Origin of the sequence: Pseudomonas psychrophila HA-4 (assembly GCF_000282975.1) — a bacterium.
GTDB classification, from domain to species: Bacteria; Pseudomonadota; Gammaproteobacteria; order Pseudomonadales; family Pseudomonadaceae; genus Aquipseudomonas; species Aquipseudomonas psychrophila_A.
Genome location: NZ_ALJC01000025.1, coordinates 26046 through 40080, shown reverse-complemented (window position 1 = coordinate 40080; position 14035 = coordinate 26046). Strand labels below are relative to the sequence as shown.

The following is a 14035-nucleotide window of genomic DNA, read 5'->3' as shown; positions in this document are numbered from 1 at the left end:
TTAATGGGGTCTTTATCGTGATTAAGTCTACGTGAGCTATGGCTGGCTATTCCAACAATTAACCGTGCAGCCGCGCAGATTCAGATACGTGATAAAGCGTTTAACGACCGATAAAAACCGGTGGCTCCCCGCGTAAAAAGGCACTTACGCCAATGGCGTAATCAGCGCTATGCCCTGCATCGCGTTGCAGGTGTACTTCAAGGGCCAGTTGCTCTTCCAAGGTATGTTCAGCCGACGCTTGGTAAGCCCGTTTGATGGCTGCCATCGAGCCCGGTGCGCGGGTGGTCAATTCAACAGCCAGGTTCTCTGCCGTGGTCATCAGCTCATCAGCTTCAACCACTTGCCAGATCATGCCCCAGGCATGCGCTTGTTCGGCACTTACAGGTTGAGCCAACAAAGCAATGGCGCGGGCGCGGGCATCACCGATCAAGCGCGGCAAAAACCAGCTACCGCCTGCATCAGGCCCAAGGCCAAGGCGGGCAAACGCCTGGATGAACCGCGCCGTTCGCGATGCCAACACAATGTCGCACGCCAAGGCGATGTTCGCGCCGGCACCGGCGGCGACACCATTGACCGCGCACACCACTGGTTTTTCAGCACTGCGGATGGCCTGCACGACCGGGTTGTAATGCTCGATCAATGAGGCTCCAAGGTCAGGCAATTGCCCCGGCACCGGCTTTCGCTCATTCAGATCCTGACCTGCACAAAAGCCACGCCCGGCTCCCGTCAGCACGACAACGCGACACGCACAATCGGCAAACGCCTCTTGCAACGCCGTCAACAGGGCTTCGAGCATCGCCACAGTGCAGGCATTGAGCTTGTCGGGACGGTTAAGCGTTATGACGGTAACACCAGCCGCTTTACGCACGAGTACCACAGGGAGAGTCATGTCCATTGGATGTGCGCCTTGATAGCCTGCGTGCCAGGCTCAACCCAGCCGTACTTCGATGCGGCTTCAAGCATCGCCATGAACCCTGCGTGCCAGTCGGCATTGGCGTGGGCGCCGACGGCCTGAATCACTTGAGCTTGATCGATGTAAGCATGCTCATCGGGCAGATAGCGAACCCCCTCAATCACCGGTTTATCGCCTGGCGCGCATCCACTGATACGCAACTTGAACGCCTTAAAGTCATCCGGCTCGCTCACCGAAAGGCCGCTGTCGTTGTTGAACTCAAGAATCATGCGCTGTGCTCCTCATGGCTCAGGATGGCGGCATCCCCTGCATTGCTGAACGCCGTCCAGCCGCCATCCACATACAGGGTGGAACCGTTGATGTAAGACGCCTCGCCAGACGCCAGAAACAGCGCCGCATCAGCGATGTCTTGCGGCTGGCCGAAGCGCCCCAGCGGGATGCGCCGTCGAATCAGGTTGGCATCGATACGCCCGCCAGCCTCAAGCTCGGCAGTACCAGCGGTGTGTATGTATCCCGGCGCCAGTGTGACGACTCGCACACCTTGCTCAGCCAGTTCGGCGGCTTGGCAGCGACTGAGCATTTCAAGTCCGGCCTTTGAAGCACCGTAGGCATGGCGTGGGGCAAACGGGCGAAACGAATTGATCGACCCCAGGTTGATAATCACAGAACCGTTACCCGGCATTCGTTTGAGGGCTTCACGGCTGCACACAAAGGCCGCGGTCAGGTTGGTGTTAAGAATGTTCATCAGGTAGTCGCTGCCCTGCTCTTCAGCGGGCATGAACGTGTCGGCAACCGCGGCGTTGTTGATCAGCACATCGATGCGCCCGAAGCGTTCGACGATACCTGCAAAGGCCTCGCAGACGGCATGTTCTGAGCGCAGGTCGAGGTGCATGTCACCTGCCTCTTGGTCCAGCACGATCACGTGGTCACCATGACCACGGAAGCTACGCGCAATCTCGGCGCCGATTCCCCGACCACCACCCGTCACCACAACGACCCGCGGCCCCGACTGGCTGACATCTCGCTGGCTTTCAGCTACTGGCGGTAGAGGGACGCTCGGGTGTGCGTCTCCTGGCTGGTTAAAACACGCCCAGCCGCCATCGACAATGAGTTCGGTACCGGTGATATAACCCGCACGCGCAGACGCCAAAAAACGCACCGCAGCGGCGATTTCATCAGGGCGAGCAAGCCGCCCCATGGGGATTCGCTGACGGGCGCGGCTCAGGTCGACTTTGCCGTCACGCTCTAGATCGGCCACCATCGGTGTCATGACATAACCCGGGGCGACCGCCACAACCCGAATCCGCCGATGCGCCCACTCGCACGCCAGAGAGCGGGTCATGCTGAGCACCGCTGCTTTCGACGCGGCGTAAGCGTTGCGTCGGGGGTTGGCGATCAACCCCGCCAAGCTCGCGACGTTGACTATCGCGCCGCCCGTATCGCCCATGTAGCGCGACACTTCACGGGCCATCAGCATGGGGCCGACCGCGTTGACTGCCAACGCTTGCTCAAAGCCCTCGACGCTGGTCTGCGCAGTCGATTCCATGGTGGGCCCAACCGCTGCGTTATTGACCAACACATCGATACGCCCAAAGTGGCTGGCAATGCGCCCCACCGATTCGACGATTTGCGCTTCACTGCTCAGATCGCAGGTAAAACCCTGGTGCCCTGCCCCCAACTGCATCATCAGCGCGTGTAAGGCCACGCCGTCCCGATCGACTGCCGCCACGCGGTACCCATCAGCGACAAACCCCTCGCATAGCGCTCGGCCAATGCCGCCAGCAGCGCCGGTGATGACCACTACTTTTTCTTGTTGTGTCATAGAGCCCCCGTGTACGGGTACTTCAGTTGGAGGATTCGAGTCGGCGGAACGAGCCGTCGCGGTAGAGCAAAATGTCTTGATCCAACGACCGCGTCGCAATAACCCGACCGATGTAAAGGTTGTGGCTGCCGGAAGAAATACACGCCTGCACCACACAGTCGAACGTGGCAACGGCACCTTCCAGAATCGGTGCACCGGTCACCATTTCGCTCCATTGCGCCCCGGCAAAACGGTCTTCCGGGCACAGCTTGGGGGTTGAAAACAGTCGAGCCACGCCATGCTGGGCGTCCGTCAACATGTTGATAGCAAACGCGCCGCTTTCGGCGATGGTCTTTTCGGCACTGGCATTGCGGTTGACACACACCAACATGGTGGGTGGCTCCATCGACACCGAACAGATCGAGGTAGCCGTCAGGCCATTGCGTAAACTGCCGTGGCGGGTCGTGATGATCCCCACCGGCGAAGCGATCTGGCGCATCGATAGCTTGAAGGCTGAAGGGTCGACATGGGTGTTCAACACGTGCGGTGGCAAACATCCGGCGGCCAAGGCGTGTACTTCCTGATCGATAGACATACAGGCAATCTCCGGTTTTTGAGTGTGTCGGGTTCGCGCAAGGCGTGAACCTAATCCGTCTTTTCTACTCGCCGGTGCAGTCAATACAGTGCCCGGCGCAAACGATTCATAGTGGTAATAAAGCAAGCCCGATGGACTCAACCAGCGGCAGCCACAATCAGTGCATCCAGGACTACCAACCCTTTGCCCTGCTCCAACACCCGCACAGGGTTCAGATCAATACTTTCAATCTGCTCGGCATGGTTGGCCGCAAACTGCGACAGCTGTGCCAACAGCACGGCCAGCGCATTGATGTCCGAAGGCGGCGCACCTCGAACCCCCTCAAGCAGTGCGAAGCCGCGAATTTCACGGATCATGCGCAACGCCTCGGTTGAATCAAAAGGCGCCACACGGAAGGTCACGTCCTTAAGAACTTCCACAAAAACCCCGCCTAGCCCGAACATCACCATCGGCCCCATGACCGGGTCGATGAAGACACCGACAATAGTCTCCACCCCGCCGCTGGCCATAGGCGCAAGGGTGACACCATCGATCTGCGCGGCGGGTGCCTGGGTGCGAACCTCCGCGAGCATGTGCGTCATGGCGTCACGCACTTGCTGCTCGTCCTTAAGGTGCAGCCGAACGCCGCCCACTTCGGTTTTGTGCGGAAGGTCTGCCGAGGAAATTTTCATGACCAAGGGGAACCCCAAATCGCGAGCCACCGGAGACGGGTCAGCGCCAGGGGCAATCAGTACCTCGGGCGGGAAAGGAATCCCGGCTTGGGCCAGCAACGACTTGGCCTCGTGTTCGCTCATGGCACGCTTGGGGATGTTAATAGCAGGCACATTGGCGGGTGCCACACGCGCCTGCCGGGCCATGTCGAAGCTTTTACGAAAGCTCACCAGCGCCCCAAGCGCGTTAATCAGCGCACTGCCGTCCTCGTAAACGAGAAAACCCTGAGATTCGTAACTGCGCACGACCTCGGCAGGTGCCGACATAGTCAGGCACTTGAGACACTCGTTATTGCCTTCGGTGGCCTTCTGCATGGCTTGGCGCAGCGAGTCTGCGAACGTTGGGCTGGCCGGGCCGCTGCCCAGAATGGCGGTAAACAGGTCATAGCCGCCTTGGTCGAGCATGGCCCGAATAAACTGACTCATCAGCGGCAAGTCAGTAAGCGCCTGGGCCGTTGCGTCCACCGGGTTGTTAGGCGAGGCATAGGGCAACAGCGCTTTAAGTGTTTGCTGGGCCTCGGGGGGCATGGGTGCCACGGCCAGACCGGCGGCTTCAGCATCGTCGGCCATCTGAATCCCGAAACCACCCGAAAGGGTGAATATGCCCAACCGATTACCACTGATGAAACGCCCACGAGCGGCGGCATAGGCCACGTCTAGCTGCTCAGTCGTGGTGCGCGCGCGGTAGACGCCGTATTGGCGCAGGACGGCATCGAACACCGCGTCCGAGCCAGCCAGAGCGGCTGTGTGCGAGCTCACAGCATGGGCGCCGACAGCCGAACGACCGACTTTCATGAAGACAATCGCGACTTCGTTTTGCCGCGCTTTCTCTAGCGCCGCCAAAAAGCGCTCACGATTACGGATGCCCTCGGCGTATGCCATGACCACTTTGACGTCCGGCTGCTCGACTACCCAACTGAGGGCTTCGGCCACGTCGACATCGCACTCGTTGCCAGTGGTGATCCAGTAGTTAATTCCCAGCCCACGCTGACGGGCTAAATGCGCCAGATGAGACCCATAGGCGCCGCTCTGCGAGACGATGGCCAGCGGCCCCGGCTGCATAAAACTCGCATCGAAAATAGCCGAGAACGTGCCGTAGTAGTTGGCTCGCGCATTAAATACGCCAAGGCAATTGGGACCCAAAATGCGCATTCCTGATGCGCGGGCAATCGCACTGATTTGCTCTTGGACAGCCCGTCCGCCATCGTCGGCTTCTGCAAAACCCGCCGAGAAGACGATCGCCGCGCCAACGCCCTTTTCAGCGCACTCACGTACAGCCTGCAAGGTCGCGGCGGCCGGTACAGCCAATAGAGCGACGTCAGGCACCTGCGGCAGGCTGGCAATCGAGGCATAGGCTGGCAAGCCCTGAACGCTTTCACGATTGGGGTTAACCGGGTAAACAGCACCGGCGTAACCACTCTCCCGCAGGTAGCGCAGCGGCCGTCCACCGATGCGGGTAGGGTCTTGTGAGGCGCCGACGAGCGCGATTGAACGCGGGGCCAGCAGTGCCGATAAAGAAGGCTGATTGCTCATACGCAGATACTCTCAATGGGTTCAACCGTAACCGGGCACTGCCCAAATCGCGGTTCCGGCAGGCCCTGTACACCCAGTCCGTCGATGGCAAACAGGAAACCACCGTCAGGATGGCGAGAAATGGCACGACCTGTGCCTGAGTGCTTGATCGACGTGACGTACAGGGTCGACAGATCCGGGCCGCCAAACGCCAGGCAGGAAGGCATGTCAGTCGGTGACTTGATCAGGCGGTTAAGAATGCCGTCCGCGGAGAAGCGCGCGATGCGTCCCACCTGCACCAGGGCGACCCAGATGAAGCCTTCAGCGTCGACCGTCGCGCCGTCTGGTCCAGAGCCCAACACTTCGGTTTCGGTAAAACGTCGCGGCTCGGTCAGAGGCAGGCGCTCATGGCCATATTTATAAGCGCGGATGGTGCGGTCCAGACTGTCGGCGAAGTACATGGTGTCGCCGTCCGGGCTAAAGCACAGGGTGTTAGCAATTCGGATACCGTTGGCCAGCATCTCGCCATGGCCATCCGCCGAAACCCGATAGAGAGCCCCCTGCGGATCGGCGTGAATGCCCATAGAACCGCACAAGAAACGGCCGAAACGGTCGGTACGACCGTCGTTGAAACGCACGTCGGGGTTGACCGGATGTGGACGCAGCAAGGGCGTAAATTCACCGCTGTCCAGCGCCATGCGGTAAATCCCGTCGGCCAGGCCGACAACCAGCGTTTGCCCTTGGCCCAGCCCGACACAACCCACCATGGACGGTGCTTGCCACTGACTGAATGCACCGCTGGCGGGCTCGTAACGGCGAATTAACTTTGAAACACTGTCGACCCAATATAAACATTGGTTCTGACTGTCCCATACCGGACTTTCACCGAGTAAATCCGGTAACTCGCCCAGTCGCGTAAACGTAATAGGCATGGCATTCCTTATTTATCCTAACTTCAAGGCGAGCGCGTTCGTCGCGCCATAACACTGGCACTCATCAATCAAGCCTTGTTTATCGGGATACCGAGTGTTCTTAAGCCGTTATTAAGTGGCGCCCTGTTGTAATGTTTTACGCCAGGGACAACCGAGCGTGAACCGAATCAAGAAAACGCGTAGGTCACTCCACCGTCGACAAACAGCATGTCCCCGGTAATGAAACTCGACTCTTCACTGGCTAAGAATACCGCTGCGTTCGCAATGTCTTCAGGTGTACCTAGGCGACCTATCGGCATGCGCTGGCGACGGCGTTCCCAGGCAGCCTCATCGACCACCAGATTAGCCCCATCAGTGGGGGTAGGCCCCGGGGCAATGGCATTGACACGAATGTTGTACGGACCGAACTCCGCCGAGCCAGAACGGGTCAGGCCCAACACTGCCGCCTTAACAGCGCTGTACATGATGCCGTTGCGCATAGCGAGCACCGCAGACGGCGAGGCGATGTTGATGATGCAACCGCCACCCGCATCGGTCATGCCCTTGAGCACTGCCTGATACCCCCAGACAACGCCTTTAAAACCTACGTCGATCATGCGCCCGATCAACTCTTCGCTCTGCTCTTGCAGCGGCCCGTAGCGGTTCCACATGGCGTTATTGACCAGCACGGTGGGTGCGCCAAACGTTTCAGTCAGGCTGCTGACCGCACGCAGCACATCGTCACGACGGGCCACATTCCCAATCAAGGCGACGGCACGGCCACCCTGCGCTTCGATGCGTTGCACCGCTTCGAGGGCGACATCTTCCTTAAGATCAAGAATGCCTACCAGTGCACCTTCACGGGCAAATGCCTCGCTGATGGCTGCGCCAATACCGCGCGCGCCCCCGGTCACTAGTGCAACTTTGCCGGCCAATCTGCCCATTTTTTTTGCCTCTTATTATGAGTGGGACTGCATTCAAATCGGCGCTGGTTAGCGCCTTGACAAAACCATCCTGTCACCCGAATCTGTGGCCAACAACAATAACTACATATGTGCGCGTGACTTTCACACATGTGAAAAAGATCACCGCACAAGGGGGCGTTTTATATGCAACCGTCACAAGTTAAATCCGCCATGCGAGTGCTTGAAATACTTGAGTTTTTTAAACATGTACGGCAACCGCGGGCCATGTCCGAGATCTCCGCAGCCTTGGGTTATCCGCAATCAAGTACAACGGTTTTACTCAAAACACTTATTTCCCTGGGCTATCTAAACTTCAATCGCCACGAGCGCCTGTACTTCCCCACGGTTAAGGTCACCTCACTGGGTGAATGGGTACCCACCACGCTTTTTTCGTCGCCCGGTATCCTGGCCGCGATGAACGATGTACACGCCGAAACCGGAGAGTCGGTGTCCATCAACACCAAAAATGATATTTACGTGCAGTACGTTCAGGTCATCCAGTCAGTGCATGCACTGCGCTTTCAGGTTAATGAAAGTGAATTGCGGCCCATGACTCAGTCGGCCACCGGGTGGATGCTGATGTCGACGATGAACGACAAGATGCTCGATAACATCATTCGTCGCGCCAACATCGTCACCCAAAAAAACGGTGAGCGTGTCGACTTGCAAGCGATGATGGATAAAGTGCGCAGTATTCGCAGCCAAGGCTATGCCGCCACGGAAAACATTCCCTTCCTCGGCGGCGCCTCTATTTGCGTGTTATTACCGGTCACCATTCAGGGTCAGCCGGTAACGCTGGGACTCGGCGGCGCGGCTGAGCGTATCCGCCATAACTTCGACCACTACCTGCAGATTCTGCAACGAGCAGCCAAGGCCCTGGAGCCGGTGGACGGGTTTGAAACACCCATTGAAATCGAACTCTAACCTAGGCACGTAAACGCTCACGCCTGCAGCAACGGGTTGCCCCCCCGTTACCGCAGACTGCGCACTTTACCGCGTGCTGCGCCCTACCCCGGCAGTTGCAAGACGGCCTTGGCCAAGATATTGCGCTGGATCTCATTGGAACCACCGAATATCGCCGGAGCACGCGCATCAAGGAACAGGTTCATGGCGTCGATCTGCCCACCCTCGATCAGCAGGTCATCGTTGTATCGCGCCTCTTCTTGCGCCAGGTTCAGCATTTCTTCGGTGATGCGCTGGTACAGTTCAGTGGCAAAAACTTTCAGCACCGACACGTCGGCGCCCAGCTCCCCACCCGAACGTAATACCTTGGCGTAACGCTCGTAACTGGAGCCCAGGTCATACAGATCCAAGCGTAATTTGGCATAGCGCGACAGAAAAGCCGGATCTTCAAACGCGCCACGATCGGCGGCTAGCCTGTCAAGACGGTCCAGTGCGTATTCTGCGCGAGTTGGAGAGCCCAAGAAGATGCGCTCATGACCTAGTACCGACTTGGCTAAGGTCCAGCCATTGTTCAGGTCGCCGACAAGGTTGTGCACCGGGACTCGAACATTCTCAAAAAACACTTCACAGAAATCGGCTTCACCGCGCAGGTTTTCGATGGTACGCACTTCCACACCCGGCGTGTTCATCTCAACCAGCAGCACGGATATACCTCGCTGTGGCTTGGCCTCCTTGTCAGTTCGCACCAAGACAAATATCCAGTTCGCGCAATGGGCCAAGGTGGTCCATATCTTTTGCCCGTTGACGATGAAATGCTCACCGTCAAGCACTGCGGTTGTGCGCAGACTGGCGAGGTCTGAGCCTGCATTCGGCTCAGAGTAACCCTGGCACCAGATGTGCTCGCCCGAGAGAATTTTGGGCAGGAACTCAGCTTTTTGCGCTTCGCTGCCATGATGAATTAACAGCGGCCCGGTGAGGCCGATGCCATGATCGGGGATGCGCGGACATCCCAGGCGCCCCCACTCTTCCACATAGATCATGTGCTTGCCCGGCGACAGGCCCATACCGCCGTACTCGCGCGGCCATACGGGCGACAGCCAGCCCTTTTTCGCCAGCGCCTGATACCAGACTTTGACCTCTTCATATACCGGTCGCTGCTTGCGCAGGTAACGCAGTTCCGCCGGGCAGTTCTCCAGTACCCACTCGCGAAATAGGGTACGGAACTCTTCATCGGGCAAACTATTGCAGTCCAAAGTCATCAGATTGAGTCCTTGAAGATCGGAGCACGTTTTTCCAAGAACGCGCGCATGGCTTCCTTGGAGTCTTCATGGCGGGTCATTTCAACAGTCAGATTTTGCTCAAAACGGTACCCGTCTTTGAGCCCCATGGTTTCCACGGTGTTGATCGCACGCTTCGCCAGCTTCAGCGCCATTGGGCTTTTACTGGCGATTTCACGGGCAATCTGCATGGCTTCATCCATGAGGCTTTCACGCGGCGTGCAGGCTTCAATAATGCCGCGTCGATACAATTCGGCCGCCGTGACGCGGTAACCCGACAACACCATGCGGCGAGTCAGGGAGTGAGGAAACAGGCGCATGGTGTGGCGCACGCCACCCATCAGGCCGATGTCAATTTCCGGTAGGCCAAATACCGCATTTTCACTCGCCAGAATAATATCGCAGCACACTGCCAGCCCCATCCCTGCGCCGAGCGCTGGACCGTTGACCGCCGCAATAACCGGCTTGTTGGACTCCATAATGCAAAAGCCCACTTCACGGGTCCGACGCAGATGCCGATTGGTATCGCCGGCAACTGCACCGATGTTGCTACGCGACTTGATATCAGCGCCCGCGGAAAACACTTTGCCGGCACCGGTAAGAACAATGACCCGTACCTCGGCAAGGTCGTTGAGTTCGTCGAAGACCTCGATCAGCTCTTCGGCGAAATCCCGCGACTGAGCATTGACTGGCGGGGCGTCCATGGTGACTACCGCCACATGATCGACTATGTCTACTTTGAGTAAATTGTTCTGCATGCTTTTATTCGCGCAGCCTAAGCCGCACGCTCCTCACGAATGAATTGGATGCGCAGGCTCTCGGCCTGACCAAGCGTGGCGCCCAGGTTGATAGAGCGCTTGAGGTACAGACCGATGTCGCATTCGTCGGTAAACCCCATGGCGCCAAACAGGTGGATGGCCTGCCGCCCGATAAGGGTTGCCGCATCCGCAGCTCGAGCTTTGGCGGCATAAATCGCCAACCGCGCCTCACGAGCGCTGCCTTGTTCGATACGCTCTACGGCGTTGACCACCGCCGAGCAGGCAAACTCTGCCTCGGCCCAGAGGTCGACCAAACGATGCTGGATCACCTGAAAACCTGCGATGGGCTTGCCAAACTGAACGCGATCGCAGGTATAGGTGCGGGTCAGATTGAACGCCTGACTAGCCAGCCCGCAGAGTTCAGCTGCAAGGGCCGTTCGCGCCAGGTTGATCGCCGTCTCGATCTGCGTGTGCAATGCGCCACGGGCCAACAGTCGTTCGGTTTTGACCAAGCAACTGCTGAACTGCAAAGACGCAATCCGGCTGCCATCTACAGCGGGCCGCTCATGGCGCTCGAGGCCTTCAACATCAGACGGCACACTGACCAGCATGTCTTCCTCACCACAACGGGCAAGAACCAGCAAGTCCGTGGCTGATGCCGCGGCTTCTACAAACTCGCAACGCCCGTCTAGCACTATCGCGCCATCAAGGAGACGCGCTGTCAGGCCAGGCGCTGAAACAGCCACAGCCAGTATTGCTTGCCCCTGAATCAGCCCTGATGCCAGACGTCGTTGTTCTGCAGATTCAGGGACAGTCGCCAACAACGCGCTGCTGAGGACTGATGCCGTCGCCATGGGCGAAGGGATTAATGCGCGGCCCAAGGCGAAACTGATCACCACTTGTTCACGGATCCCCAGCCCGGCGCCCCCCAAAGCTTCGGGTAGCATCAGACCGATCCAGCCAGCCTGCGCCATTTCCTGCCATTGCTCGCGATCCAAGTCGGCTTCGCTGCTGCGCAATTGACGCAAGCTCTGTGGCCCGGGACGGCCTTGGGCGAAAGCTGCAACGCTGTCACGTAGCATCTCCAGAACGCCATCGGCGTCATCCATTATTAGTTGCGGCATTTACATCACTCCGGGTCGGTGCGGCCTCAGGCCGATCGCTGCTGAATACGAAGGTTTTGAACTGTTCGCGAAGTTGGACTTTTTGTAGTTTTCCGGTCGCGGTGTGTGGCAGCTCTTTGACAAACACCACGTCATCAGGCAACCACCACTTGGCCACTCGAGGGCTGAGAAATGCGAGGATCTGCTCGCTCGTCACCTCAATACCGGGGCGAGCCACAACCACCAGCAGCGGTCGTTCCTGCCAACGCGAATGAGCCAGGCCGATGACAGCCGCTTCTTGTACGGCGTGATGAGCGATGGCGGCGTTTTCCAGATCAATGGAACTGATCCATTCCCCGCCGGACTTGATGACATCCTTGGAGCGGTCGGTGATTTGTACGTAGCCGTCCTCGTCGATGCTGGCGACGTCGCCAGTGGCGAACCAGCCATCGGCATCCAACACCTCACCGCCCTCGCCCCTGAAGTAGCCCGAGGCAACCCACGGCCCACGGACCTTGAGATGACCTGCCGTCTTACCGTCACGGGGCAACCGCTCGCCCTGTTCATCGGCGATATGCACTTCGACACCATAAATGGGTCGCCCCTGCTTGGCGCGAATGGTGATCTGTTCATCAAGGGGCAAAGAGCGGTGCTTAGGCAGCAAGTTGCCGATGGTACCCAGCGGGCTTGTTTCACTCATGCCCCAGGCATGGATAGTGGTAACGCCCAGAATGTGATGCAGGCGCTCGATCAAGGCCCGAGGGGCAGCCGAACCGCCGACCAAGACACGTGCCAGCGTCAGCTTTTCGCTGATCAGGTGCGGGTTTTCTTCAATGAACTTGAGCAGGCCCAGCCATACGGTCGGAACGCCGATGGAGACGCTGCAACGCTCTGCCCGTAACAAATTAAACAGGCTTTGGCCGTCTAGCCAAGGGCCCGGCAACACCAGCTTGGCGCCGCACATGGCCGACGCGTAAGGCACCCCCCAAGCATTGACGTGAAACAACGGCACAATCAGCAGCACACTGTCTTGGCTGGACAGTTGCAACCCGTCCATCGAACAGGCTGTAAACGAATGCAACACCGTGGAGCGATGGCTATACAGCACACCCTTAGGGTTGCCCGTGGTGCCGGAGGTGTAGCACAGCGATGAGGCCCGAGTCTCTTCGAACTGCGGCCATTGGTAGTCGTCCTCCTCGGCCTCGATCAAGTCTTCATAGCATAGGCAGTTGTCGAGTCCTGGGGGTTTGTGGGCCCGGTCAGTCATGACCACGAAGGTGGCTGTCGATAACAATCTGGGACGCAGTTCAGTGATCAGTTCGGCAAATGTGATGTCGAAGAACAGCACGTTGTCTTGGGCATGATTAATGACGTATTCAATTTGTTCCGCAAACAAACGAGGATTAACCGTATTAAGCACTGCCCCCATCCCTGGCACCGCGTAATACAGTTCTAGGTGACGGTGCGTATTCCAAGCCAGAGAACCGACTCGGTCGCCGTCTTTAACACCCAGCTTTATTAATGCCTTGGCCAGTTTTAATGCGCGTGAACGGACAGTTTTATAATCGGTTCTGTGTTCAGCTCCCTCACAGGTACGCGATACGATTTCAACGGTAGGGTGATTGAGCGCGGCATGGTCAATTAAGGTGGATATTAATAATTGTCGCTCTTGCATTAAAGCGCGCATGTAACCTCCGGCGTTCGGTTCTCCATATTCCAGGGCATTGTTTTTATCGCCCGAACGTGACTTAACAATCGCGGTGCGGGTAGGCCACTGTCAACGCAAACACGGGTTTGAAGCACAACATCACGCATGTGAATTTTGGCGCACGGAACCTGCCAAAAATGTGCAATTCACAGATGTGAATCAACACGTGCCGTCGACTTGTGCGTTGACGCCTACAGCGCCTGAAAATACAGTCAAGTGACCCGAGACGGGCTGACTTGCAGGCACAATAATTATGTCGACGCTCGAAGAACTGCTGGACCGCGAAGCCATTCGCGACTGCTTATATCGATACTGTCGGGGCATCGACTTAATGGATGAACAGGCGTTGCGATCTGCTTACTGGGAAGACGCCAGCGATTGCCATGGCCCTTATAAGGGATCAGCTACCGGCTTTATTGAATGGGCTCTTAAAGCACTGGAAAACATGGACCGCAGCGTGCATCAGATCAGCAATATCCTGATCGAACTGCGTGGAGTCTCAGCGGTAGTAGAGTCGAAGTTTTGTGCCTTCCAGCGCGGACCTGATCAAAGCGGCGTACTGAAACAGGTGGTGATTCTCGGCCGGTATGCTGACCTGTTCGAAAAACGCGGGGAAGAGTGGAGAATTTCCCAACGTACTGTGATTTACGATTGGGTAGATCATCCAAACACTCCATCGTTGAACGATGCGCAACGATTCGGCCAGCGCCAGCCGGTAGGTTCCCGGTGGCCGCACGACGCGGTATATACGTTATTAAGTAATACAGGCCCGGAGTAAAGACGCACGCTTATTAACCGCAAACACCCTGTGTGTTAACACAGGGGCAACACTTAGTAATGCAGCATTATTCTTAAAACAAAAACAATAGAAAGAGCATT

At 57.6% G+C, this 14035-nt stretch carries 13 protein-coding genes; 2 read left to right on the top strand and 11 right to left on the bottom strand.

Annotated features, from left to right (window positions below; genetic code table 11):
* Positions 1 to 100 precede the first annotated feature (100 nt).
* From B347_RS0102975 to B347_RS0102945, 7 genes are all read right to left on the bottom strand, one after another.
* Positions 101 to 889 (bottom strand): enoyl-CoA hydratase-related protein, encoded by a 789-nt coding sequence (locus B347_RS0102975; RefSeq protein WP_237719095.1) that lies wholly within the window; start codon positions 887 to 889, stop codon positions 101 to 103.
* Positions 886 to 1182 carry a hypothetical protein gene (locus B347_RS0102970; RefSeq protein ID WP_019408221.1) on the bottom strand — a complete coding sequence of 99 codons (297 nt, stop codon included), beginning with the start codon at positions 1180 to 1182 and terminating at the stop codon, positions 886 to 888. Before B347_RS0102970 ends, B347_RS0102975 begins: the two co-directional genes overlap by 4 nt.
* On the bottom strand, positions 1179 to 2735 hold the full coding sequence (locus B347_RS0102965; protein WP_019408220.1) for an SDR family oxidoreductase: 1557 nt from the start codon (positions 2733 to 2735) through the stop codon (positions 1179 to 1181). Before B347_RS0102965 ends, B347_RS0102970 begins: the two co-directional genes overlap by 4 nt.
* A 22-nt stretch (positions 2736 to 2757) precedes the next feature.
* The gene (locus tag B347_RS0102960) at positions 2758 to 3309 is read right to left on the bottom strand and encodes a flavin reductase family protein (protein ID WP_019408219.1); all 552 of its coding nucleotides are present in this window, start codon (positions 3307 to 3309) and stop codon (positions 2758 to 2760) included.
* Positions 3310 to 3446: 137 nt separating this feature from the next.
* On the bottom strand, positions 3447 to 5552 hold the full coding sequence (locus B347_RS0102955) for an acetate--CoA ligase family protein (RefSeq protein ID WP_019408218.1): 2106 nt from the start codon (positions 5550 to 5552) through the stop codon (positions 3447 to 3449).
* Positions 5549 to 6463 carry an SMP-30/gluconolactonase/LRE family protein gene (locus B347_RS0102950; RefSeq protein ID WP_019408217.1) on the bottom strand — a complete coding sequence of 305 codons (915 nt, stop codon included), beginning with the start codon at positions 6461 to 6463 and terminating at the stop codon, positions 5549 to 5551. Before B347_RS0102950 ends, B347_RS0102955 begins: the two co-directional genes overlap by 4 nt.
* Before the next feature lie 167 nt (positions 6464 to 6630).
* Positions 6631 to 7386 (bottom strand): SDR family NAD(P)-dependent oxidoreductase, encoded by a 756-nt coding sequence (locus B347_RS0102945; RefSeq protein ID WP_019408216.1) that lies wholly within the window; start codon positions 7384 to 7386, stop codon positions 6631 to 6633.
* A 165-nt stretch (positions 7387 to 7551) separates the two neighbouring features.
* On the opposite strand from B347_RS0102945, the gene B347_RS0102940 reads away from it, so the two are divergent.
* Positions 7552 to 8331, top strand: a complete 780-nt coding sequence (locus B347_RS0102940; protein ID WP_019408215.1) for an IclR family transcriptional regulator — start codon at positions 7552 to 7554, stop codon at positions 8329 to 8331.
* 83 nt (positions 8332 to 8414) lie between these two features.
* Here B347_RS0102940 and B347_RS0102935 read toward each other — a convergent pair whose 3' ends face one another.
* From B347_RS0102935 to B347_RS0102920, 4 genes are read right to left on the bottom strand one after another with little or no spacing between them, the layout of a single operon-like run.
* Positions 8415 to 9569, bottom strand: coding sequence for an acyl-CoA dehydrogenase family protein (locus B347_RS0102935; protein ID WP_019408214.1), 1155 nt, complete (start codon positions 9567 to 9569; stop codon positions 8415 to 8417).
* The gene (locus tag B347_RS0102930) at positions 9569 to 10345 is read right to left on the bottom strand and encodes an enoyl-CoA hydratase/isomerase family protein (protein ID WP_019408213.1); all 777 of its coding nucleotides are present in this window, start codon (positions 10343 to 10345) and stop codon (positions 9569 to 9571) included. Before B347_RS0102930 ends, B347_RS0102935 begins: the two co-directional genes overlap by 1 nt.
* A gap of 17 nt (positions 10346 to 10362) precedes the next feature.
* A complete protein-coding gene (locus tag B347_RS0102925) occupies positions 10363 to 11469 on the bottom strand; it encodes an acyl-CoA dehydrogenase family protein (protein ID WP_026013953.1) in 1107 nt (368 codons plus the stop codon).
* Positions 11447 to 13135, bottom strand: coding sequence for a long-chain fatty acid--CoA ligase (locus B347_RS0102920; RefSeq protein ID WP_019408211.1), 1689 nt, complete (start codon positions 13133 to 13135; stop codon positions 11447 to 11449). Before B347_RS0102920 ends, B347_RS0102925 begins: the two co-directional genes overlap by 23 nt.
* A gap of 274 nt (positions 13136 to 13409) precedes the next feature.
* Between B347_RS0102920 and B347_RS0102915 the strand changes: the two genes are divergently transcribed.
* A complete protein-coding gene (locus tag B347_RS0102915; RefSeq protein ID WP_019408210.1) occupies positions 13410 to 13934 on the top strand; it encodes a nuclear transport factor 2 family protein in 525 nt (174 codons plus the stop codon).
* The last annotated feature ends 101 nt before the right edge of the window (positions 13935 to 14035 follow it).

Coding starts and splice junctions, on each gene's coding strand:
- B347_RS0102930 (WP_019408213.1), bottom strand. CDS start 10,345: ATGCAGAACAATTTACTCAAAGTAGACATAGTCGATCATGTGGCGGTA.
- B347_RS0102970 (WP_019408221.1), bottom strand. CDS start 1,182: ATGATTCTTGAGTTCAACAACGACAGCGGCCTTTCGGTGAGCGAGCCG.
- B347_RS0102965 (WP_019408220.1), bottom strand. CDS start 2,735: ATGACACAACAAGAAAAAGTAGTGGTCATCACCGGCGCTGCTGGCGGC.
- B347_RS0102955 (WP_019408218.1), bottom strand. CDS start 5,552: ATGAGCAATCAGCCTTCTTTATCGGCACTGCTGGCCCCGCGTTCAATC.
- B347_RS0102945 (WP_019408216.1), bottom strand. CDS start 7,386: ATGGGCAGATTGGCCGGCAAAGTTGCACTAGTGACCGGGGGCGCGCGC.
- B347_RS0102915 (WP_019408210.1), top strand. CDS start 13,410: ATGTCGACGCTCGAAGAACTGCTGGACCGCGAAGCCATTCGCGACTGC.
- B347_RS0102935 (WP_019408214.1), bottom strand. CDS start 9,569: ATGACTTTGGACTGCAATAGTTTGCCCGATGAAGAGTTCCGTACCCTA.
- B347_RS0102920 (WP_019408211.1), bottom strand. CDS start 13,135: ATGCGCGCTTTAATGCAAGAGCGACAATTATTAATATCCACCTTAATT.
- B347_RS0102940 (WP_019408215.1), top strand. CDS start 7,552: ATGCAACCGTCACAAGTTAAATCCGCCATGCGAGTGCTTGAAATACTT.
- B347_RS0102960 (WP_019408219.1), bottom strand. CDS start 3,309: ATGTCTATCGATCAGGAAGTACACGCCTTGGCCGCCGGATGTTTGCCA.
- B347_RS0102925 (WP_026013953.1), bottom strand. CDS start 11,469: ATGCCGCAACTAATAATGGATGACGCCGATGGCGTTCTGGAGATGCTA.
- B347_RS0102975 (WP_237719095.1), bottom strand. CDS start 889: ATGACTCTCCCTGTGGTACTCGTGCGTAAAGCGGCTGGTGTTACCGTC.
- B347_RS0102950 (WP_019408217.1), bottom strand. CDS start 6,463: ATGCCTATTACGTTTACGCGACTGGGCGAGTTACCGGATTTACTCGGT.